The organism is Mucilaginibacter jinjuensis, from assembly GCF_028596025.1.
GTDB classification, from domain to species: domain Bacteria; phylum Bacteroidota; class Bacteroidia; order Sphingobacteriales; family Sphingobacteriaceae; genus Mucilaginibacter; species Mucilaginibacter jinjuensis.
Genome location: NZ_CP117167.1, coordinates 4,182,085 through 4,203,157, shown reverse-complemented (window position 1 = coordinate 4,203,157; position 21,073 = coordinate 4,182,085). Strand labels below are relative to the sequence as shown.

Below are 21,073 nucleotides of genomic sequence, written 5' to 3'. Positions count from 1 at the left end.
TACGATGAAAAATAAATATATAACCGGCTGTTTATCATTGGTAATGTTGATGTTCTCCTGCAAAAAGGATATATTGAATATTGCGCCAACAAACCAGATCAACGATGTATTGCTTTGGAGCAACCAGCAACTGGTGTTAACTTATACAGCTAATTTTTATTCGCAATTAAATTCGGGTTTTGTAGCGCCGTTTAACTCAGCACCTATTTATACAGATAATTTACTATCTGACCTTACTGACGATGCAACAGTAAACAGCACTGTTTATTCTGCATTTTGGAATGGCGCTTACTCTTCAAGTACTTCGCCTGCGAATGCGTTATGGACAACAAACAGGTGGCAATACATCAGAAGAGCAAACGTATTTCTGCAAAATATAGATAATGTGCCTGGCGATAAATCTCTTAACCAGCGCATGAAAGGCGAGATCAAGTTTTTACGCGCCTACTATTACTTCGACCTGATGAATTATTTTGGTGCCGTACCGCTTATTACAACACCGCAGCAAAGTATTGATACAACTGCATTTGTAGCGCAAAGCACCAAAAAACAGTGCGTAGACTTTTTAGTGAGCGAACTAACAGATGCCGCCAATGTATTACCGACAAGCTACGCCAGCAGCGATTGGGGGCGTATTACTAAAGGCGCTGCCCTGGCCATGCTTTGCCGCGCGCAGTTGTATGATAGCCGCTGGGCCGATGCCGCTGCTACCGCTAAAACCATTATGGCTTTAAATACTTACAGCCTGGCGCCAACTTATGCCAACATATTCTCTAACTCCAATAAGATGAATAGCGAGGTGATATTATCGGTACAGGCTAATAATAATGCTTCGCAGCTTTCAAACCTGTTTGATGTATATAACCAACCGCCGGCTTACGGTGGTAGATCGGGTACGCTGCCAACCCAAAACCTGGTTGATGATTATGAAATGCAGGCTACAGGCTTGCCGATCACAGCCGCAAATTCGGGTTATAACCCGCAAAACCCTTATGCAGGCCGCGATCCACGTTTTGCTGCAACTGTTTTGTACGATGGTTGCACCTATAAAGGCCGTACTATGCAAATGTATACCGGTGGTACAGATGTATCAATATCGGGCTCTATTTTAGCAGGTTGGATTACCAATACCGGTTATTACCTACGCAAGTTTACAGACGAGAGCATTAACCTCACGGATGTAAATGCCGTGAGCTACCAAAACTGGATCTTATTCCGTTATGCCGAAGTGTTGTTGAACTATGCCGAAGCACAGAATGAAGCCGTTGGGCCAGACCAATCTGTTTATGATGCTGTAAATGCTATACGCAGAAGAGCTGGGATGCCGGTACTAACGCCAGGATTATCGCAAACAGATATGCGCACAGCTATACGTCATGAGCGCAGGGTTGAATTGGCTTTTGAAGATGAGCGTTACTGGGATGTTAAACGCTGGAAGTTAGCGACAACCTTGTTTAACTCCGCAACAAACCCATTAAAGGCCATGACGATAACCCTGAATGCAACTACCGGCGTTAAAACTTATAAGCCAATTACGCTAACAACAGTTCGCATATTTCAGGATAAACATTACTTGTTCCCATTCCCATTAACCGAGTTAACCAAGCCGGGTAATAAATTAGTTCAGAACCCCGGATGGTAATTATTTAAGATACCAGTTTTAGTTAAGTAAAGAGGGTCGACAAGCTCAAATTTAGAGCTTGGAGGCCCATCTTATGCCCAATTTTTAAATATCAATCACAGAAAAAAATATAAACAATAAGGATTTAACAATGAAAAGGAAACTAATAAGCGTTGCCATGCTGCTTGGAATAGCATTTGGCGCAAAGGCACAAAAGCCAACATTTATAACCGGCGACCTGCAAACAAGCCGTATCTCCAAAATGCACCTGTTTAAAGTAAAAGATGGTAAGACTGTTGAAATAGCAGAGCAAGACCCATCTAAAGATGGAAAATTTGGCTTTATATTTTATCCTGAATATGAAGGCTTATATGTGTTGGGTACCGGTAATGGCGCAAGTATGATGGATACCCATACTTTCTATTTCAAGGGCAATGATAAACTTTCGCTTATTATATCAGACAGCAGTTATGTGTTGAATGGAAAAGAGAATTCGAAAGAAAACGTAATCCTGACCCAATGGCATGATTTTGTTCGCCCGATAGAGAAGAAGGCCGTTTACTTTATGAAAGGTAATTCAACCTATGTTGATTTCTTCCCGCAGTTTGAAGCCGTTGTAGCGCAATCGAAAACTTTTATGAAAGGTAAACCGAGTGGCAACCCTCGTTTCGATGCCGAAATGCAAAAGATCATCAAACTGGATCTGGTATCTTATGGAACTAACTTTTTAAATACGCCGCGTACGGCACACCCTTCTGTAGAAGAATACAGCCCATATTTTGTTTCACTTAATGTAGCCGATTATACGCAAAACACGGCACTCATTTACAATTACCCTTATGGTATCCGTTTGATGGATGGCGTACTTAGCATTGCTTCGCGCAAAAAGAGTATTAAATGGGTGCCTGGGCCAATCGGTGTTTCACACTCCACCGATATGATCCCTAACGATACCCTTAAAGGCGAAATCGTTTTAGAGAGCTTAGAACACTTGAAAAGCTATGCCGCTTATAAAGCTATAGCAGATACCCTGGGTAAATACATTATTACAGATAATCAAAAATCTCGTAACGTGGCTATCGCTACGCCTTTGGCATCGTTGAAATTAGGGGAGGATGGCTATAAATTCTCTTACCCCGACCAGAATGATAAAACAGTTAGCCTTACAGACCTGAAAGGCAAAGTAGTAGTAGTTGATGTTTGGGCAACCTGGTGTGGCCCTTGCCGCCAGGAAACACCATATATGCGTAAGCTTGCAGATGAAATGAAAGGACAGGATGTAGCCTTTATATCGATGTCTGTTGATAAAGTAAAAGACCACGATAAATGGAAACAAATGCTGGTTGATGAAAAAATGACCTGGATCCAGTTGTTCGCTACCGAGAATAACGATTTCTCTAAATACTATAAAGTGGCCACCATTCCACGCTTTATTGTGTTTGATAAAGCCGGCAAAATTGTAAATGTTGATGCGCCGCGCCCATCAGATCCAGAATTGAAAAAACTGCTCGAAAAAACGCTTGCTGCCAAATAATAAACCTATCACAATAAGCCCGGAGGAAACTCCGGGCTTTAAACGTATTTCAATGAAATTTAAGGTTTTTAAATTAACGCTGTTATTAACGGTATGCTTTCAAGTTGCAACAAAGGCTCAAATTGCAAATGATAGCCTGCAAAACAAACCTTCTAAGTTGTGCGCCACTATTCCGTTTGAGGTGCTAAATGGCAGTATTATTCTTTCGGTAAAATTGAACAACAACCCGCGCATATTGCGTATGCTGTTTGATACCGGTGCCGATGGCATGGCTATTTCCGAAGATCTTGCCGATACACTGGGCATTAAGGCTACGCGCACCAAAAGTGCTTCAGTTGTGGGTGGGCACGCTGATGTTTCTATTGCCGAAGGTAATATGCTGCACCTGGATGGCTTCGATTTTCCGAATCAAAACATTGCCTTGTTTAAAACCACGCATAAGGGTACAGATGGCATTATAGGTAATCAATTAACCAAGCGATACATTGTTAAGGTAGACTTTGATAAACAACAGATCTCGCTTTATACTTTCGGCAACTATCAGTACGGAAAGGATGGCGAGTCTGTTCTGGTTAAGTTATCAGGGGGGATTATCGTTGTCCCGGCCACGCTAAACGTTACCGCCGATCAGGCCAATAACGGTGAGTTTGTCTTTGATACAGGTGCCGGTTATAATTTGATCTGTTTCAGGCCATTTGTAGTTAAAAATCGCTTATTGGTTAATGGCTTTAAACCTGAGTCAATGGGTTCTACCACCAGCATGGGTGTTACTACACCCACATTTAATGGTAAGGCAAGCGCTTTTACAATAGGGAGTTTAACCCCAATTAAGGATATGCCCATAGGCCTGATGTCTACCGGTGGTAGCAGTGAAAGCTGGAACCCGGGTGTGGATGGCTCCATTGGTATCAGGCTCATCAGCCATTATAATTTTACTATTAACCTGCAACAGCAACTCATTCATTTCACCCCAAGGGCTAACCCTTCAAAATCATAAAATAAGATGTTTAAACTAATTAAAAGCTGGAGTTTTTGCGTCATTGTATTGGCTACTACTCATGCTTCTGCACAATTAGGATTGCAGTCCGTTAAAGGCATAGTTCCATTACCGCGCGTAACCAAATGGACTGATAGCGGGCACTTCCTGCTGTCTAAATATAACGAAGAGGCAAAAAAATCTACCACCGTTGAAGTTGATGCCAAAACAGGGCAGGAGAAACAATTTGCCGATGATGGTTACAGCTTGTCGAGACCTAAAATGCTTAAAGCAAAGGATAACGATATTTACCTGATAAATGGTAAACAATCAGAGCGCCTAACCAACAGCCCGGAAGCAGAAGAGTTTAACCCTGAGTTTTCGCCGGATAGCGCTTATATTGCCTTTAGCCGTGAGCATGATTTGTATGTGCTTGATCTGAAAACTAAAAAAGAAACCCGCTTATCCAATGATGGTAGCAGTACCATTCTGAATGGTTATGCTTCATGGGTTTACATGGAAGAAATTTTAGGCCGCGCCACCGAATACCGCGCTTTCTGGTGGAGCCCGGATAGTAAGCAAATTGCTTTCTTCCGTACAGATGAAACCCATGTGCTGCTTTTTACTATTACCGATGCAGGTACTGATCATGGCGTGGTTAAAACGCAGCGTTACCCGCAACCGGGCGACCCAAACCCGGAAGTGAAGGTTGGTGTGGTTAATATTGAAACCGGCAAAACAGCCTGGACTGATATTGATGAAAAAGCAGACCAGTATTTCGGAACACCTTACTGGCAGCCAGACAGCAAAGCCCTGTTGGTGCAATGGCTAAACCGCAAGCAGCAGGATTATAAAATATACAACGTTAACCCCCTTACTGGTAAAAAGGAAACCATTTACGAAGAACATCAGGATACCTGGATTAATCTTGATGAAGAAGAACGCCTGGCATTTTTAGGCAACACCAATGATTTTCTATTGATTAGTGATAAATCGGGCTACCGCCAAATCTATGTTTACAATTCAGTAGCCCAAAAAATGTCGGTAGTAACTAATGGTGCTTTTGTGGTTAAAACGGTTAAATATGTCGATCTAAAAAACAAGGTAGTTTACTTCATCGCCAATAAAGATCATCCAAATCATGACGATCTGTACCGGGTTAATCTAAATGGCAAAGGATTTAAACGCTTAACCTTTGGCCCGTATAATCATCAAATTGCCATGTCGCCGGATGGTCAGTATTTTACCACCAAATACGCTAATGCCAATACGCCAGACCAGCTGGCCTTGGTAAATAATTACGGTAAACTAATTAAAGTACTGGGCGACAGCAAAGGCCCTGATTTCGATATTACTAAGGCATCCCGTAAGGATGAATTGCTCACTGTAAAAAGTGAAGATGGTAAGTTTGATTTGCCCTTACGTGTTTCTTATCCGCGTAACATGATTCCGGGTAAAAAATACCCGTTAATGGTGGTTATTTATGGTGGCCCCGCTACCACAGGTGTAAATGATAATTTCAGCCAAAGTATGTTCAGGGAAGATACAACGCAGGTTATTTACACTTATCTTGATCATCGCGGAGCTTACGAGTTTGGCAAAGCTGGGCAAAATTATATGTATAAGCAATTAGGCCATTGGGAAATAGCAGACTGGTCGCAGTCTGTAAAATGGTTAATTCAGAACAAGCAGGTTGATCCCGAAAAGGTAATGATCTCTGGCTTTAGCTATGGTGGCTATATTACCTGCTACGCATTGATAAATGCGCCAGATGTTTTTAAATACGGCATGGCCGGCGGTAGTGTTACCGATTGGAAGTATTACGATTCGCACTATACCGAACGTTTTATGGGTACACCTGCCGATAACCCCGAAGGTTATAAAAGCAGCTCGGTATTCACCAACATCAAAAGCCTGAAAGGCCGTTTATTATTGGTGCATGGTATGATTGACGATAACGTGCACGTGATAAATACCCTGCAGCTGGCGGCAAAATTAGAAGAGCTGAATAAAACATTCGAAATGATGCTTTATCCCGGTAATACCCACAATATGATCGGCCCTAAACTAAACCATTATAACAATTTAATGAATGATTTTAGAAGCCGTTGTTTATTCGATAAAGTAAAAATTAATAACTAAAGTAACGCTTCAATATCCAGAGCGATGAGGCGTCATCTTATACTCAATTGATATGTGTCATTGTATATTTGAATCACAAATTCATATCAAATGAGCATAAGTTTGTAGTGTACTGATGCGTGGGTATACAAAATATAAAGGCTCGCTATTGGGTTAGCAAGCCTTTATATTTTGCACTATCTAATTTTTACGCGTAAACTTTCCCAATTACAGTTTCTGCAAATCTTTCCATTTCTTCCAGCTGTGGGCTGCATTGCAGCAAGAAAAAGTTAACACCTGCTTTTTCAAACTCGCCAATTCTATCTTGTACTTGTGCCGGGGTGCCGGTTAAGCCACTTCTTAAACCCCGGTTTGATACCGAATAGTCATATAATGATACCGTTTGTTCGAGTTGCGTGCCCGATAGCCATTGCTGATAATTTTTATAGCCCGAAGAGCCTTCTTTTACATTGGTAATGCGGTCGAGTTCTTTTTTTACATCCTGCTCTGTATTTCTGATGATACTGTAAGCCGCCACACCAAATTGCATTGGAGGCAGCCCCTTTTTATCGCGGCGCTCGCTCATGTCGGCAATACGACGGCCGATTAGCTCTGGCGAATCACCATGCATAACGTAACCATCGCAACGGGATGAGATGAGGTCTTTGGCAGCTTCAGATTCTCCGCCTGCATAAATAGGAGGACGGGGACCAGAAATAGGTTTAGGTTGCAATATATTATCATTCACTTTATAGTACTTACCATCAAAGGTATAATGGTCCTTCTTCCAGACATTGTCTAACACCTCCAGCCACTCTGATGAGCGTGCATAACGGTCATCATGCTGTTCGAAATGCACACCGTATTTCTCTGCCTCATCCTTCCACCATGACGAAACGAGGTTTAGTGACAGCCTGCCATTACTGATATGGTCAATATTTGCAGCTTGTTTAGCCAGCAAAGCAGGGTTATGAAATGTAGGCCTAACAGCAACCATCAATTCCTGACGGCTCGTAACCGCTGCCAATGCCGCCGCGGTAGACCATGCATCCAGCGAAGGCGCTTCTTCGCCTTTAATGTCATTTAGGTTTAGCTCAGCTATCAAAGCCAGGTCGAAACCAACTTCTTCGCTTCTGATGGCCAAGCGTTTTACATAATCCCAGGTGGGTTGCATTTGCTCGTCTTCTACATTACGCAGCCAGCCGCCAAAAACAGGTAACCAATATCCGTATCTCATAAAGTTTAGATTGAGTAAGTTTCTTCTTTTGTTGATACCGCTGCAATTTCCTGCTCAATAAAATCAACTAGTTTTTCATGCGGATTAAAGCCAATTACGTTTACCGCATCGGCCACAAAGTTCGATAGCGCATTTACATCGTAGTAAAGCACTTCGCCATCGCGGTCGTCAATAATGTATTCAATCCCGCCAACATCAATTTTACTGGCTTGTACAATGGCTTCAATATTGGCGATGATCTCGTCAGAAGGCGTAAAAGCTTCTACCTTTAAACCATTTTTAGGTGCATCAATGGCGCAAGCATTACGTACTAATTCGGTACCGGCAGTAGTTTGGCAAATATCTGCCGGGCATAGGTTAAAGCTCTCACCTGTGGTATAAACTCTAATACCATATAAATATTTACCACCCAATGTTTCTACACGGGTAATGTATCCGCCACGGGCTGGGATAAATTCCTGCACTAAGGCAGTATGGTCAATGCCGAAATCAATCTGGTTATTGGCTACCGCTTCTTTAACTTCTTCAAGCGAATCAAATTTCTCGATACCGGCACCGCTTCCACCAATATTGGCCTTGATAACAATAGGGAAACGCAAACCTTCTGTAGCTGCCATCACTTGCGATGTATGGTTTACCACTCTCGATTTTGGATACTTAATCCCCAACTCTTCCAATAGCAGTAATTGTAATGCTTTTGATGTTTCGTAAGTAAAAGCCTGGTAGCCGTTAAGTACGCGTACACCTTTATCCTCGAGGTATTTTAGATAGTTAAGGGTATAAAAAGTTCCCTGTACACCATCGCGCAAATAGGCAGATGGGCTCATGCGGTTAAAGAATACGTTGAAATCTGGCTTTGATGCTTCAATTGCAAATTGATGTTCTGTAGGGTTTACGGTATCAAAAGCTATCGCGCGTTTTTCAAGCTCGGTAAATAAGGGTTTAAACCAGTCCGGGTGTTCGTGTGATATAACTAATTGGCTCATGTTTATGTGTTGTTTATAAACTATAATATCTATAGATTTAGTATGCAAATATATCATTTAAAATAAACCACAAAGGGGAGATGCATTAAGTATTAAGGATTTTACAAAAGGCCGACTTGTTTACGCAATGTAAAAAACAGGATACAAAGGAACGTTTAAACGTCTTTTTTGAAATAAAATTTTGACAGGGGGTATATAATTACTTTATTTGTCTACTAATTCTATAGACTTTATATACTATTTCTAATGAAACAATCTTTACAACGAATTAATTATCAAAAAAAGGCATTATTAGTCTTTTCTGCAAGTGCTGTTCAAGCTGGCTTAATCTCTAAATCTTCTGCTTCTTTTCTAGGCATGTGTTGTTGCTGTCGCGCTGTTTAATCTGCTCTGGATAACAGTATTTTTTCTGCTTTTCATTTTCATGATCTTATTATAAGCCGCACTGCGAGGCTAAGGGATCACCTTAATTTTAATCTTAAACATAGTGATGAAACATTTCTACAAAAGAAGTGTGCATTTACTTTTGTGCCTGTTAATGGTACAAATTGCTTATGCACAGACAGATAATAAACCAACAATACATTCCAAGCTTACCGGTACGGTGCTTGATGCCGCAACCCGCCAACCACTGCCAGGTGCTGTAGTAACTATTAAAGGAACTACCCATGCTGTGTCGGCAGACCGGGATGGTAAGTTCTCCTTTGTAACCGGCCAGAGCTTCCCCTATACATTGGTGGTAAGTTTTGTAGGCTACCTTAAACAGGAAGTAAATGTTAATGGCAGCCCGGTTGAGATTTTGCTGAAAGAAAATATAAGTCAGCTGAATGATGTAATTGTAACCGGTTACAGTACGCAGGAGCGTAAATATATTGCCGGTTCTATCTCCAGCGTTAGCGGTAAGGAACTCGAAAATAACCCTGTCGCAAGCTTTAACCAGCTATTACAAGGTAAAGCCACAGGTGTACAAGTATTATCTAACAGTGGTGTACCTGGCGGAGGCTTAACTTTCAGGGTGAGGGGAAATAACTCCATTAATGCCTCGGTTGATCCGCTTTATATTATTGATGGTGTTTTTGTAAGCAATTCAGATCCCGTACAAACAGGCTTGGGTAACCAGGCAGCATCAAATCCTTTAGCAGATTTGAACCCGAACGATATTGAGAATATCCAGATCCTGAAAGATGCTAACGCTACTGCCATTTACGGATCATTAGGTGCTAACGGCGTAATTATTGTAACCACCAAACGTGGTAAAAGAAACAGCCAAAGCCATATTAACCTGAATACTTACCAGGGTTGGTCGAGCGCTATTAAGAAGTTCCAGGTTACTAATGGGCCCGAGACTGCCTTACTCGCCAACGAAGCTAAGATCAATACCGCAAAAGATAACGGGCAGGATCCATCAACCGTTACAGGTCTGATAGCCAATCCAGCAGGACAACCAACTTACGACCGTACCGACGATCTTTTCCGCACTGCACGTACTGAGGACTATGATGCATCGGCACAAGGTGGTAACGAAAGCAGCGACTATTACATCGCTTTAGGCTATCTGAACCAGGAATCTATCGTAAAACCATCTAACTATACCCGCTACACTGCCAGGCTTAATTACGATAATTATGTTACTACCAAACTTAAAATTGGTACCAGCATTAACATAACCCGCTCTGTACGCGATTTAAGTGGCAGTGATAATAACCCGCAAGGTGTAATTAACTCGGCATTGTTCCCACGTTCATATTTGCCGGTTTTTAATGCCGATGGCTCTTATGCGCGTTACGGTAGTTTTGATAACCACCTGGCGCTGATAGCTAACTTAAATAATAATGCTTCTGCATGGCGTACCATCAGCAACTTGTTTGGTGAATATACTTTTATCCCCGGCTTAAAATTAAGAAGCAGCTGGAGTGTGGATTATAATGATGAGTACGAAAATGATTATGCCAATACACTCATCAGCGCAGGTATTGCCACCAATGGTTCGGCACAATCTTACGAGACAAAAAATACGGTGTACACCAACGAGCAGGTTTTAACCTACATTAAATCATTTGGTGCGGGTAATAAGCACAGCATTAACGCTTTGGTGGGTAATACCTTAAACACGGTGATAGGCCAGGGTACAAGTGCTACAGGTACCGGCTTTGCGGGTAATAGTCTTACAGCTATCAGTTCGGCTGCAACTACAACTGGTTCATCTTATAGTAACACTGCCAAACTGGTTTCATTTTTTGGTAAGGGAAGTTATACTTACGATAATAAATACACTATTGATGGTAGTATCCGTGCAGATGGCTCGTCGAAATTTGGAAAGAACAAACAGTGGGGGTATTTCCCATCTGGAGGTTTAGCATGGCGTGCCGGTCAGGAAGATTTTATCAAGAAACTGAACTTTTTCGATGATCTGAAATTTAGAGGAAGTATCGGTTTATCAGGTAATCAAAACGGTATCGGCCCTTATGCGGCCTTAGGTTTATGGTCGTCATCGGGCGTCAATTATCTTTCACAGGCAGGTACAGCGCCATCACAATTGGCCAACCCTGACCTGACCTGGGAAACTACCCGCCAGATAGATTTCGGAACAGAGTTCGCCATCCTGAAAAATAGGCTGAATGTAAGTATAGATTATTATAACAAATATACCTACAACCTGCTGTTAAATGTACCTGTACCGTATCGCTCAGGCTTTGCCAGTTATTTGCAGAATTATGGGGCGGTTAGAAATAAAGGGGTAGAGTTAGATCTGCGTTCGACCAATATTGATAACAAAGATTTTAAGTGGACTACCGACTTCAACATCTCATGGAACAATAACAAGATCGAAAAACTGGCTTCTGATATAGCCCAAGGTGCATCAGGTCGTAATATTTCTATCCTGAGACAAGGTTATGCGGTAAATTCTTTCCAACTATACAAACAACTATCGGTTGATCCACAAACGGGTAACGCCATTTATCAGGATGTGAACGGAGATGGCAAGATCACTTCGGCCGATCGCCAGATTGTGGGCAATGCGTTGCCTAAGTTTACCGGAGGCTTTACCAACAACCTGTCATATAAAAACTTCGACCTTAATTTCTTCTTCTACTTCCAACAGGGTAACAAGATCATGAACATGAACGACTTTTTCATGGTACACGGTGGTACGCAGGCTAACATCGGCTTTTTACCAAGACAATTAAACCGATGGACCACACCGGGCCAGATTACCGATATCCCAAGGATGACTACCTACAGCGGTAATCCAACCCAGAATGATGGCGCGGCTAATAACTACGGTGGTAACGTGGCCAACTTAAGCTCACGTTATTTACAGGATGGTTCATTCATCAGGCTTAAAACCTTGTCGCTGGGTTATAACCTGCCGGTAAATACGGTTAACAAAATTGGCCTGAGTAAAGCAAGGATCTATGTACAGGCCACCAACCTGTTAACCTTTACCCACTATGATGGCTTAGACCCGGAGATCAGTTCACAAAGTAATAATCAAAATACAGCGGGTTACGACTGGGCTACTGTGCCGCAACCGCGTACTATACAAGTTGGCGCTAACGTAACTTTTTAATCTGCAATAACATGAAACGAAAATATATCTATAGCTTTTTAGTAGTTGCCCTTTCGCTTGGTGCATCATCGTGCAAAAAATATCTCGATGAGAAGCCCAACAACCTTTTGCCTACAGATGCTGCCATTACCGATGCCGGTACCGCTCGTGCAGCCATTATTGGTACGTATGACAGGTTGCAAAATTACTACGCATCCAACTATCCAACTTTGGGTGTAATGCCTGCCGATAACGTAATCTTTAACGGAACACTGAATGAGTACCTGCAACTGGACCAGAATGCGGTGCCGGTTGATAACGTAATTACCGTTGCCGCTTATCAGAATATCTACAAAACAATTAACTCGGCCAATAGCGTGATAGCCGCAGTACCGGGGGTGAATGACCCGTTATTGACCAGTGATGAGAAGAACAAGATTTTGGGCGAAGCTTATTTTATCCGCGCTCTGTCTTATTTCGACCTGGGTAGGGGCTGGGGAGGTGTACAATTACAGTTGACGCCAACCACAGATTTAAATGCACTGAAAGGTGTTAAGCGCAGCACCCTCGATCAAACTTACGATCAGGTGCTGGCAGATTTAACTAAGGCCGAGCAGTTATTGCCCGAAGATGCGAGCACCCGTAACCGCGCGCAAAAAAGCGTAGCCCGTGCGCTGCGTGCCCGTTTACATCTATACCGTCAGCAATGGAGCGATGCCGAAAACTATGCTACTCAAGTTATCAGCAATACTAAATATGCTTTGGTGAAACCTTACAATACATTCTTCACTGCACCATTTTTAAGTACCGAGTCTGTATTTGAGTTAACCTTTTCTACTAATGATAAAAATAGCTATTGGAACTTGTGGTACCCAAGCTCGGCGGGGGGGCAGTATACGCTTAAACCGTCTGACGCACTGGTTGCCAAGTTGAATAATCCCAATATTGGTGGTACCCGTAAAACTCTAATAGCCGGTACAGGAGCCGGTGTTTATGGTGTATTGTATAACACTACATCTTCAAGTATCGATCCCTCATACGTAATCAGGATTGCGGAGCTTTACCTCATCCGTGCCGAGGCTCGTGCCCAGCAAAATAACCTAAGCGGAGCAATTGCCGATTTAAACACCATCCGTGCCCGTGCAGGTGTACCGGCAACTACAGCCACCACACAGGCAGATGTATTACAGGCGATAGAAGATGAAAACAGTGTTGAGTTCCCGTTCGAAGCACACCGTTGGTTCGATCTGGTGCGCACCGGTCGTGCCGGTGCGGTTTTGGGGCTTACCAATAAGAATTACTGGCTGTTCCCGATCTCGTATTCAGATATTTTGTCTGACCCGGATGTAACGCAAAACCCAGGTTATTAATTAAGCATAGTACTATTAAAACCCTATATCAAACAAATGAAAACAACCTTTAAAATAACAAGCTTGCTGTTTGGGCTGCTGTTATTTAGTGTGCAGATCGTATCGGCACAAAGCAATTATTACTTCCCCAAGGCCCAGGCTTTGGATAGTAAGATCCCTACACCAGAGCAGTTTCTGGGGTATCCTATTGGTTCATTCTATACCCGTCATGATCAGGTGGTGGCATACTTTCGAGAACTGGCACGTGTTAGCAACCGTATCCATGTACAGAGCATTGGCCATACCTACGAAAACCGGGAGCAGATTATTGCAACCGTAACATCACCCGAAAACTTTGGTCGATTGGATCAGATCCGTCAGGAACACCTGAATCAGATTGATCCTGCCAAACCGGTGATCAGCAGCAGCGCACCTGTTATTATACACCTGGGTTATGGCGTGCATGGTAACGAAACATCGAGCACGGAAGTGAGTTTGTTGGTTGCCTATTACCTTGCCGCAAGTAATGATCCCGAAACCTTAAAGTGGTTACAGGAGTCGGTGATATTTATCGATCCATCACTCAACCCTGACGGACGCGATCGTGCGGCTAACTGGCACAATTCATTCCATTCTAACCCACCCGTTGCCGATCCAGCAGATAAAGAGCACCAGGAAGGCTGGCCGCAGGGGCGTACCAATCACTATTATACCGACCTTAACCGCGACTGGTTAAATCTTGTTCAGGTAGAAAGCCGTAACCGTGTTGAATTTTTTCATCAGTGGTACCCTAACGTGCAGATTGATTTTCACGAGCAGGGCACCAGCGCTACCTATTACTTTGAACCAACACCTAAAAGTCATTACAGCCCAATCATCCCACAGTTTTTGTATGATGAAGGAATTGTGCTGGCCAAATACAATGCTGAAGCGCTTGATAACATAGGCTCCTTATATTTTACCAAAGAAGGATATGATAACTTGTCGCCAATTTATGGCTCAACTTATCCTAAGTTTTATGGCGCTGTCGCCGCTACTTATGAGCAGGCTAGTTCACGAGGTATTGTGCAGGAATCAGCTAATGGCATCCCGCTTACATTTGCTTTTTCTATCCGTAATCACCTTACTACAAGTTTCTCAACCATCCGTGCATCAGTAGCAGAAAAAGCAGGCTTATTTAAAACCCAGAAAGACTTTTTCAAATACGCCTTAGAGCAAGGACAGAAAAGCACGACCAAAGCTTACGTTTTTGGCGATGCAAAAGATGTAAACCTAACACAGAAGTTTTTGGGGTTGCTGTTACAACACCGCATTAAAGTTTATCAGCTTGCCGACAATGTTGCACAGGATGGCAAAAACTTCCAAAAAGGCAAAGCTTACATAGTACCATCAGATCAGCCTAACTACCTGATTGTTCACTCCATATTTGAAGAAAACGCACTTACGGATAGCATTTACTACGATAATACAGGTTGGAGCATCATCCATGCTTATGGATTAAAATATGCCAGGTTAGCTGCACCGACGGCTAAAGGCGCATTGGTGAACTCGGTAGAATTAACCAATGGTACTGTTGAGGGCGGCAAATCTAATTTAGCCTACCTGCTCAACTATACCGATTATAATGCCAGCCGCGCACTCTATCATTTATTAACCAAACAAATACTGGTTAGGGCTGCATTTAAACCATTTACAGCAGGCACAGCTGCGGGTAAACGAAGCTATGGCAGTGGCTCGCTGGTGATACCTGTTGTTGGGCAAACGGTTTCGCCAGATTCATTGTACAAAGCATTGCAGGAAGTTGCCGTAGAAACGCATTTAAATTTTGCGGCTGTTAATACCGGCTACAGCCTGGAAGGTATTGATTTGGGTAGCAGTAACATCCGGGCTATTAAGAAACCGGAAGTAGCGCTTGCTTTTGGTCAGGGTGTTACCGCATCGGAAGCCGGGCAGGTTTGGTTTTTGTTAAATCAACAGCTCGATCTTCCTGTAGCAAAAATTGATCCTGCCAGTTTTCAACGTGCCGACCTAAGCCGTTACACCGTACTTATTTTACCAGGCGGCGCATATAATGCATGGGATAAGGCAACTGTAGATAAAATTAAAGACTGGGTAAGCAATGGCGGTACACTAATCACCTTCCAAACTGCAAGCGCCTGGGCTATTGAACATGGCATCGCCAATGAAAAAGTTGTACCTGCAACCTTTGGCGGCCGTGATGGTAATGCACAAGCAACAACTGCTGTTGCAAATACAACTGCACCCGCGGAGCAACAAGCGCCGGCAGGTGGTAGAAGGGCAGGTGCGCCGGCAGCAAAACCGGCATCAGCAGATAGCACACACCAAACGCCAGCAACAGGACGCAGACGTTCTGAAAGTGGCCGATTAGATTTTGCCCGCCAGGAAGAAGTTGAAGGTGCTAAACGTGTAAATGGTGCCATATTTCAGGCTGATCTGGATATTACCAATCCGATTGCCTTTGGTGTTACCAGCAGAAAATTGTTCATCAATAAAAACGGGGCTACCATTTTACAACCAAGTGCTAACCGTTATACAACAGTGGCGCAATATAATGCCAAGCCATTTGTAAATGGTTACGCCCCGCGCGAAAGTGTAAGCAGCGTGGCAAATTCAGCGGCTATTATCCTGTCATCAAGTGGCAGGGGGAAGGTTGTTTTGTTTGCCGATGACCCTACTTACCGTGGTTATTGGTTGGGAACCGGCAGGTTATTTATTAATTCGTTATTCTTTGCTAACCTGGCAGGCGGCAGGGCAGGGGGACAGCAGGAAGAAGAGCAATAAAAACTTGCTGCTGTTCACATATTTATAGATGTGGTGTTTGGGCCAATCTGCTTAACGGCGGCAGATATGGTTAATGGTTGATTAAGCCGGAACGGGCCTGTTGTTGGGACAGGTCCGTTCATTAACAAGGTGGGGTGGCCGAGTTGGTTAGGCAAGGGTCTGCAAAACCCTCAACGGCGGTTCAAATCCGTCCCCACACCTCTAAGATTTTATTTGATGATGCGGTTTGTTAGAAGGTATATTGTACTGCAAATAGTGGCTACTGTATTTGTGCCATTGATTGCTAACGGACAGCATACAAGCGGTGTTACTGTTTATCGCGTTACAAAAACAGAACCGCAGGTAGTGCCTTTATTAGCTAAAAATAGGCCGGATAGTATTGCTGAAACCACAATTAATGCTTCCGTAACTGATAACATAGACGAACTATTAACAGAAACCAATGGCCTGACCGAAACTAAAGTGAACCGCCAGTTTAGCCGTGTTTTAAAGCATATCAGAATTTCGGATCTGGCTAATCAAGGCGTAACAGATAAAAAGGCTTATACCCGTATGGCCGATCTTTTTGCACGGTTAAAACTATATCCGCTGGCTATGAAATGCTATTTGAAAACATTGCCTGTGGTATCACAAAGTAGTATTCACGCAGATGAACCGGATGAGGCAGATAGTTCTTCTACAGAAAATGAAATTCTCAGTCTTAACTTAAAAGATGACAGTCTTTTTAATCAGAAAACGCAGTGGCTGGAAAATCATGTTAATGAGAAACGTTCTGAAGCCATTGGCAACCAACAGATAGCCGAAGCTTTTAATGATGGAAAAACTGCCATTGCTTATGCGTTGCTATTCCATGTTAAACAACCGGTTCCGGGTAAACGCAAGGTATTTCATTGGATTAATACCGGGCATACGTTTATTACACTGATTAAGTACAACGATGATTCTACCTGTGTAACGCGGTCATTCGGGTTTTACCCGAAGAAAGATAATATCCTGTCGGCCACACCGCTTTTGCCAACCACAAGTTCTACCTTTAAAGATGACGGCGGGCATAATTGGGACGAGCTTGTCGGCAAGTTTATATCGCGCCACAAGTTTAAAAGGATCCTGAAACTGGTGAGCCAGTTTAGCGAAACAGATTATCAGCTAAGCTCAAATAATTGTACAGATTTTGCCATGAGCGCCGCTACCATAGCAGGTATTTACATTAGTAATACTAAAGCAAAATGGCCTTTGGGTAAAGGAAATAATCCGGGCAGTGCCGGGCAAAGTATTATAACAGATAAGGTTTCGACCGATGATCATACGCCTTTATTTATCTATAAAAACCTCACTACAGCATCAATAGCTCAATAATTAAAACTTAAACGATATGAAAAAACTTACAGTTACTTTTCTGATTGTTATAGCTTCAATCACCAGTTTATCAGCCTTCGCCCAAACTGCACCTGCAAGCGGGTTTACTATTGAAAATTATTATAAAGTAAAATGGGGACATGCCGATGAGTTTATTGCCCTTTGGAAAAAGAACCACTATCCGTTGCTTAAAAAATTACTGGAGCATGGCGATATATTGAGTATTAAAGCCGAAACCCCCATCATTCACAGCAGCGAAGACAGCCGTTGGGACTTTAAAATCACTTTAGTTTTTAAAAACGAACATTTAGCTTTCGATTATAGTATAGTTGACCCATACAAAAAGCAATTATTCCCAGATCAGGAAGCGTACCAAAAGGCTGAACAATACCGGTTCGAATTATTATTGGCTCATTGGGATGTGCCGGTAGAGGCAGTTGTGCTTCCATAGTCTGGATGTTACTCCGATGAACGATGATAAAACAGTTCACCATCATTTTTAAGTTTGCTATCTGCATCTTTACTGATATAAACTAAGTGGCCTGCGGCATAATAATTCATGCTGATGTTTTTGCGTAGATCAGGTTTTAAACCCAGATGATCTACAACATAAGCTGTGCTGGCTACCGGGGTAGATAGATCATAATAACCACAAACCATGTTTACCTTTAAATGAGGGTTTTTAGTCATGGATGTTTTCAATGATTCTGATACATCCAAAAAGCCATTATTGGTAACCGGTTTATTATTCCATGAGGACAGATCTGCCGTTGCCTGGTAGGGCAAATCGTTGTAGTATTTCAGTTCTTTAGTAATATAGCTGTTAAAGGCGGATACAAATAAACCAGTCAGGTTGGCTTCGCTGGGGTCGTAGTAGGAGTTTTGATCGTTATCATCCAGGTTATTGCCTGCAAAACGACCGTCGAATGCGCCAATTACCTGGTCTGTAGTGCCCAACAGCTTCTTGAAAAACTGCCGGTCTGCAACTTTACCGTTAACGCTGGTCAGATATTCTTTAGATAGGCCTGTGAAATAATGTAACGAATCGATAACACTGCGGGTTAGTTCGGGCGAAGCAGCATCGCCTTCGGCCAAAAAGTAAGCATAAGTTCTTTTGGCGAAAGAGGTGCTGCGTTTAACCAGTTCTTCGGGTGCCAGGTTTTGTAATTCGGGTGATAGTTTATGATGATATTGTGCAGTTACCGCATAGGATGGTAGGTAGTAAATATAAGGCATATCATTCCCCCGGTTAAACTTCAACAGTTGGTAATTCAATGCTGATGAAATTAGGGTAATGCCATTTAAATAAATGTTATCATGGCTCTGCAGATAACCGGCAAGCCCCACAGCGCGTACAGTTCCATAACTTTCACCGGCTATATATTTGGGGTTGTCCCAGCGGTTGTTTTTGGCGATGTATGATCTGATAAATTCGCCCACAGAGCTAATATCTTCGCTATAACCCTGAAAGTTTTTAGGATCTACACCATCCTCTGCACGGCTGTAACCTGTTGAAACGGGATCTATAAATACCAGGTCGGTAAAGCCTAACCAGGTATAAGGGTTATCCTCGTATTGATAGGGAGCTGCAGGAGCATCGCCTTTATCGTTCTTAAACTTAACCCGCACAGGCCCAAATGAACCCATGTGCAGCCATATAGATGCCGAACCCGGCCCACCGTTAAAAACAAAAGTAACGGGGCGTTTGGCTGCGTTAGGTTGTGATGCGCTTTGATAGGCCACGTAAAATATTTTCGCTATAGGCTTATTGTCTTTGCTGATAATAGGCATGTAGCCTGCCGTTGCCGTATAGTTAATATGTAAGCCATTTACGTTTAGCTGGTGATGGGTAACAGCCAATTGGTTACCTGTATTTGAATAGCCGGTAATGCTAGCTGACTTGAATTTTAATGCAGATTGCGTATACAGATCTGACAACTTATTCCATGAACTAAACAGGAGGGTAGCGGCATTCATCAGAATTACTAATAAGATATTCTTTTTCATAACGATTAGATAGTAAGATGGTTATGAGTGAAAGAATAAGGCTGCTTAACGTTTACAGCTAACGTAGGATTTGAAAATATAGTTACCATGACGGTATAAAAAGTAGTAGCGAAAAATATTATTTAGAAATAGCCCGCTTATTCAACAGGTCAGGGAGAGATCAGCAGGAAAAACTGTCTGGAAAATTAACAACAACAGCAATACATGGCCCTTGTTGGCAAAGGCATTCGCATTTGGGATGCGGTGTTTATGGATAGCTGTTGTTTCACTTAATAATGTCTACTAATGTTGTAGTATTTCAAAGATATTAAAATTATTGATACTGTAATAGCACTGATTAATTTTTCTAATGGATTTATAGCTTAATACGTTTTCGATAAATAGGGGTTCTGACTAAGCTCATTAAATAATGCTTTGGTTTTCGATAATCCATCCTGGCCGTTTAATGAGAAATACCAGAACTCTTCCAAATCGCCATCATTCATCGCCATTTGCATTACGCCCTGCGATTTATGTTCGGCAATTTCCCAGTTTACAACTACCTTATAGTTTACACGGTGCTTGAAACTGAAAGAGGCAGTTCGGTCTACATTAAAAGTGGCGGTATCTGTTAACGATTTCGATACCTGGTAACCTGCATATTGGGTATACCTGAAAGCTGTATCTGTTTTATTCCTGATCCTGGCACCTAAAACTATTGGTCTGCTATCGGCTGGTAAGTTTGATACCACATCTAAAGCCAATAGGGTGGCGGCTTTGTGTTGGCCATGTGTGGCTGTTTCCGGGAGCATCGAAAAAATAAAATCATAGTGCCCCTCTGCCAATACATTTCTCAAACGTCGCTTTATTAAATTAACATTCCATGATGTATCCAGCGGGTCTTTTTCATCAAGACCATAATGCGAATCTTTTTGATCTAAGAAGTAATATTTATTGATCCCGAGGATATGGCCGGCGTTTTTAATTTCCTGTTTGCGAATACGGGGCAGATTGCTTCTGCCCACCTTTTCATCGGTTAACTCTAAATGGTAATAATTTTCGGCCAGGGTACAGTATTTGTAACCGGCTTCGCCATTGGTGATAATAAACAAGTCAACCGTGCCGTGTTGTTCTTTGGTAATCTTGTATAATGAGGCAGAAAATGTGCTTTCATCATCAGGATGTGCCATTACTACCAGCACATGAGGCCCGGTTGAGGAATTCTGTGCCTCGGCCTTGTGAAGGTTAGCTATCAGCATTAAAGCGACAATCGAAAGAAAATTCCATTTCTTCATATCATCCCGTTGGTCAGTTAGTTAGTTATTAGAGGTCAGAAGCGGATTCGAACCGCCGTATCAGGTTTTGCAGACCTGCGCCTAAGCCACTCGGCCATCTGACCATTGATGTTTTATAAAGTTTTATTATTAGTGCCCTTGTTTCCTGTGCTCCGTACATTGCAATCATGCCCGGGCATATAATTGTTCAACAACAACAATAACGACCTTCGGAAAAAGAGTCGTTAAAGAAAGAAACAGATGACATGGCGTGTTTGATC

At 42.5% G+C, this 21,073-nt stretch carries 13 protein-coding genes and 2 tRNA genes; 10 read left to right on the top strand and 5 right to left on the bottom strand.

The window, feature by feature from the left end:
* Positions 1-4 precede the first annotated feature (4 nt).
* The 4 genes from PQO05_RS18245 (at position 5) to PQO05_RS18230 (ending at position 6,273) form a co-directional block, all read left to right on the top strand.
* Positions 5-1,642 (top strand): RagB/SusD family nutrient uptake outer membrane protein, encoded by a 1,638-nt coding sequence (locus PQO05_RS18245; RefSeq protein WP_273628872.1) that lies wholly within the window; start codon positions 5-7, stop codon positions 1,640-1,642.
* Between the two features lie 130 nt (positions 1,643-1,772).
* Positions 1,773-3,155 (top strand): TlpA family protein disulfide reductase, encoded by a 1,383-nt coding sequence (locus tag PQO05_RS18240; protein ID WP_273628871.1) that lies wholly within the window; start codon positions 1,773-1,775, stop codon positions 3,153-3,155.
* Between the two features lie 52 nt (positions 3,156-3,207).
* On the top strand, positions 3,208-4,152 hold the full coding sequence (locus PQO05_RS18235; protein ID WP_273628870.1) for a retropepsin-like aspartic protease: 945 nt from the start codon (positions 3,208-3,210) through the stop codon (positions 4,150-4,152).
* A gap of 6 nt (positions 4,153-4,158) precedes the next feature.
* Positions 4,159-6,273: a S9 family peptidase gene (locus PQO05_RS18230; protein ID WP_273628869.1), complete on the top strand. Its 2,115-nt coding sequence runs from the start codon at positions 4,159-4,161 to the stop codon at positions 6,271-6,273.
* A gap of 187 nt (positions 6,274-6,460) precedes the next feature.
* Here the strand turns inward: PQO05_RS18230 and PQO05_RS18225 are convergent, their stop codons facing one another.
* Positions 6,461-7,489, bottom strand: a complete 1,029-nt coding sequence (locus tag PQO05_RS18225; protein ID WP_273628868.1) for an LLM class flavin-dependent oxidoreductase — start codon at positions 7,487-7,489, stop codon at positions 6,461-6,463.
* 5 nt (positions 7,490-7,494) lie between these two features.
* Positions 7,495-8,475 carry an ATP-grasp domain-containing protein gene (locus PQO05_RS18220; RefSeq protein ID WP_273628867.1) on the bottom strand — a complete coding sequence of 327 codons (981 nt, stop codon included), beginning with the start codon at positions 8,473-8,475 and terminating at the stop codon, positions 7,495-7,497.
* A 490-nt stretch (positions 8,476-8,965) separates the two neighbouring features.
* Here PQO05_RS18220 and PQO05_RS18215 point away from each other — a divergent pair, with 490 nt between their 5' ends.
* The 6 genes from PQO05_RS18215 (at position 8,966) to PQO05_RS18190 (ending at position 17,983) form a co-directional block, all read left to right on the top strand.
* The gene (locus PQO05_RS18215) at positions 8,966-12,046 is read left to right on the top strand and encodes a SusC/RagA family TonB-linked outer membrane protein (protein ID WP_273628866.1); all 3,081 of its coding nucleotides are present in this window, start codon (positions 8,966-8,968) and stop codon (positions 12,044-12,046) included.
* Positions 12,047-12,057: 11 nt separating this feature from the next.
* Positions 12,058-13,395 carry a RagB/SusD family nutrient uptake outer membrane protein gene (locus PQO05_RS18210; RefSeq protein WP_273628865.1) on the top strand — a complete coding sequence of 446 codons (1,338 nt, stop codon included), beginning with the start codon at positions 12,058-12,060 and terminating at the stop codon, positions 13,393-13,395.
* A gap of 36 nt (positions 13,396-13,431) precedes the next feature.
* Positions 13,432-16,176, top strand: coding sequence for a M14 family metallopeptidase (locus PQO05_RS18205; RefSeq protein WP_273628864.1), 2,745 nt, complete (start codon positions 13,432-13,434; stop codon positions 16,174-16,176).
* 128 nt (positions 16,177-16,304) lie between these two features.
* A tRNA-Cys gene (locus tag PQO05_RS18200) sits at positions 16,305-16,377 on the top strand.
* Between the two features lie 15 nt (positions 16,378-16,392).
* A complete protein-coding gene (locus PQO05_RS18195) occupies positions 16,393-17,532 on the top strand; it encodes a hypothetical protein (RefSeq protein WP_273628863.1) in 1,140 nt (379 codons plus the stop codon).
* A 16-nt stretch (positions 17,533-17,548) separates the two neighbouring features.
* Positions 17,549-17,983 (top strand): hypothetical protein, encoded by a 435-nt coding sequence (locus PQO05_RS18190; protein WP_273628862.1) that lies wholly within the window; start codon positions 17,549-17,551, stop codon positions 17,981-17,983.
* Between the two features lie 8 nt (positions 17,984-17,991).
* On the opposite strand, the gene PQO05_RS18185 is transcribed toward PQO05_RS18190, so the two are convergent.
* The 3 genes from PQO05_RS18185 to PQO05_RS18175 all read right to left on the bottom strand — a co-directional run bounded on the left by PQO05_RS18185 (position 17,992) and on the right by PQO05_RS18175 (position 20,917).
* A complete protein-coding gene (locus PQO05_RS18185; RefSeq protein WP_273628861.1) occupies positions 17,992-19,539 on the bottom strand; it encodes a S10 family peptidase in 1,548 nt (515 codons plus the stop codon).
* A 362-nt stretch (positions 19,540-19,901) separates the two neighbouring features.
* Positions 19,902-20,813, bottom strand: a complete 912-nt coding sequence (locus PQO05_RS18180) for a PIG-L family deacetylase (RefSeq protein WP_273628860.1) — start codon at positions 20,811-20,813, stop codon at positions 19,902-19,904.
* A gap of 32 nt (positions 20,814-20,845) precedes the next feature.
* Positions 20,846-20,917, bottom strand: a tRNA-Cys gene (locus PQO05_RS18175).
* Positions 20,918-21,073: the final 156 nt, after the last annotated feature.

Coding starts and splice junctions, on each gene's coding strand:
- PQO05_RS18245 (WP_273628872.1), top strand. CDS start 5: ATGAAAAATAAATATATAACCGGCTGTTTATCATTGGTAATGTTGATG.
- PQO05_RS18240 (WP_273628871.1), top strand. CDS start 1,773: ATGAAAAGGAAACTAATAAGCGTTGCCATGCTGCTTGGAATAGCATTT.
- PQO05_RS18235 (WP_273628870.1), top strand. CDS start 3,208: ATGAAATTTAAGGTTTTTAAATTAACGCTGTTATTAACGGTATGCTTT.
- PQO05_RS18230 (WP_273628869.1), top strand. CDS start 4,159: ATGTTTAAACTAATTAAAAGCTGGAGTTTTTGCGTCATTGTATTGGCT.
- PQO05_RS18225 (WP_273628868.1), bottom strand. CDS start 7,489: ATGAGATACGGATATTGGTTACCTGTTTTTGGCGGCTGGCTGCGTAAT.
- PQO05_RS18220 (WP_273628867.1), bottom strand. CDS start 8,475: ATGAGCCAATTAGTTATATCACACGAACACCCGGACTGGTTTAAACCC.
- PQO05_RS18215 (WP_273628866.1), top strand. CDS start 8,966: ATGAAACATTTCTACAAAAGAAGTGTGCATTTACTTTTGTGCCTGTTA.
- PQO05_RS18210 (WP_273628865.1), top strand. CDS start 12,058: ATGAAACGAAAATATATCTATAGCTTTTTAGTAGTTGCCCTTTCGCTT.
- PQO05_RS18205 (WP_273628864.1), top strand. CDS start 13,432: ATGAAAACAACCTTTAAAATAACAAGCTTGCTGTTTGGGCTGCTGTTA.
- PQO05_RS18195 (WP_273628863.1), top strand. CDS start 16,393: ATGATGCGGTTTGTTAGAAGGTATATTGTACTGCAAATAGTGGCTACT.
- PQO05_RS18190 (WP_273628862.1), top strand. CDS start 17,549: ATGAAAAAACTTACAGTTACTTTTCTGATTGTTATAGCTTCAATCACC.
- PQO05_RS18185 (WP_273628861.1), bottom strand. CDS start 19,539: ATGAAAAAGAATATCTTATTAGTAATTCTGATGAATGCCGCTACCCTC.
- PQO05_RS18180 (WP_273628860.1), bottom strand. CDS start 20,813: ATGAAGAAATGGAATTTTCTTTCGATTGTCGCTTTAATGCTGATAGCT.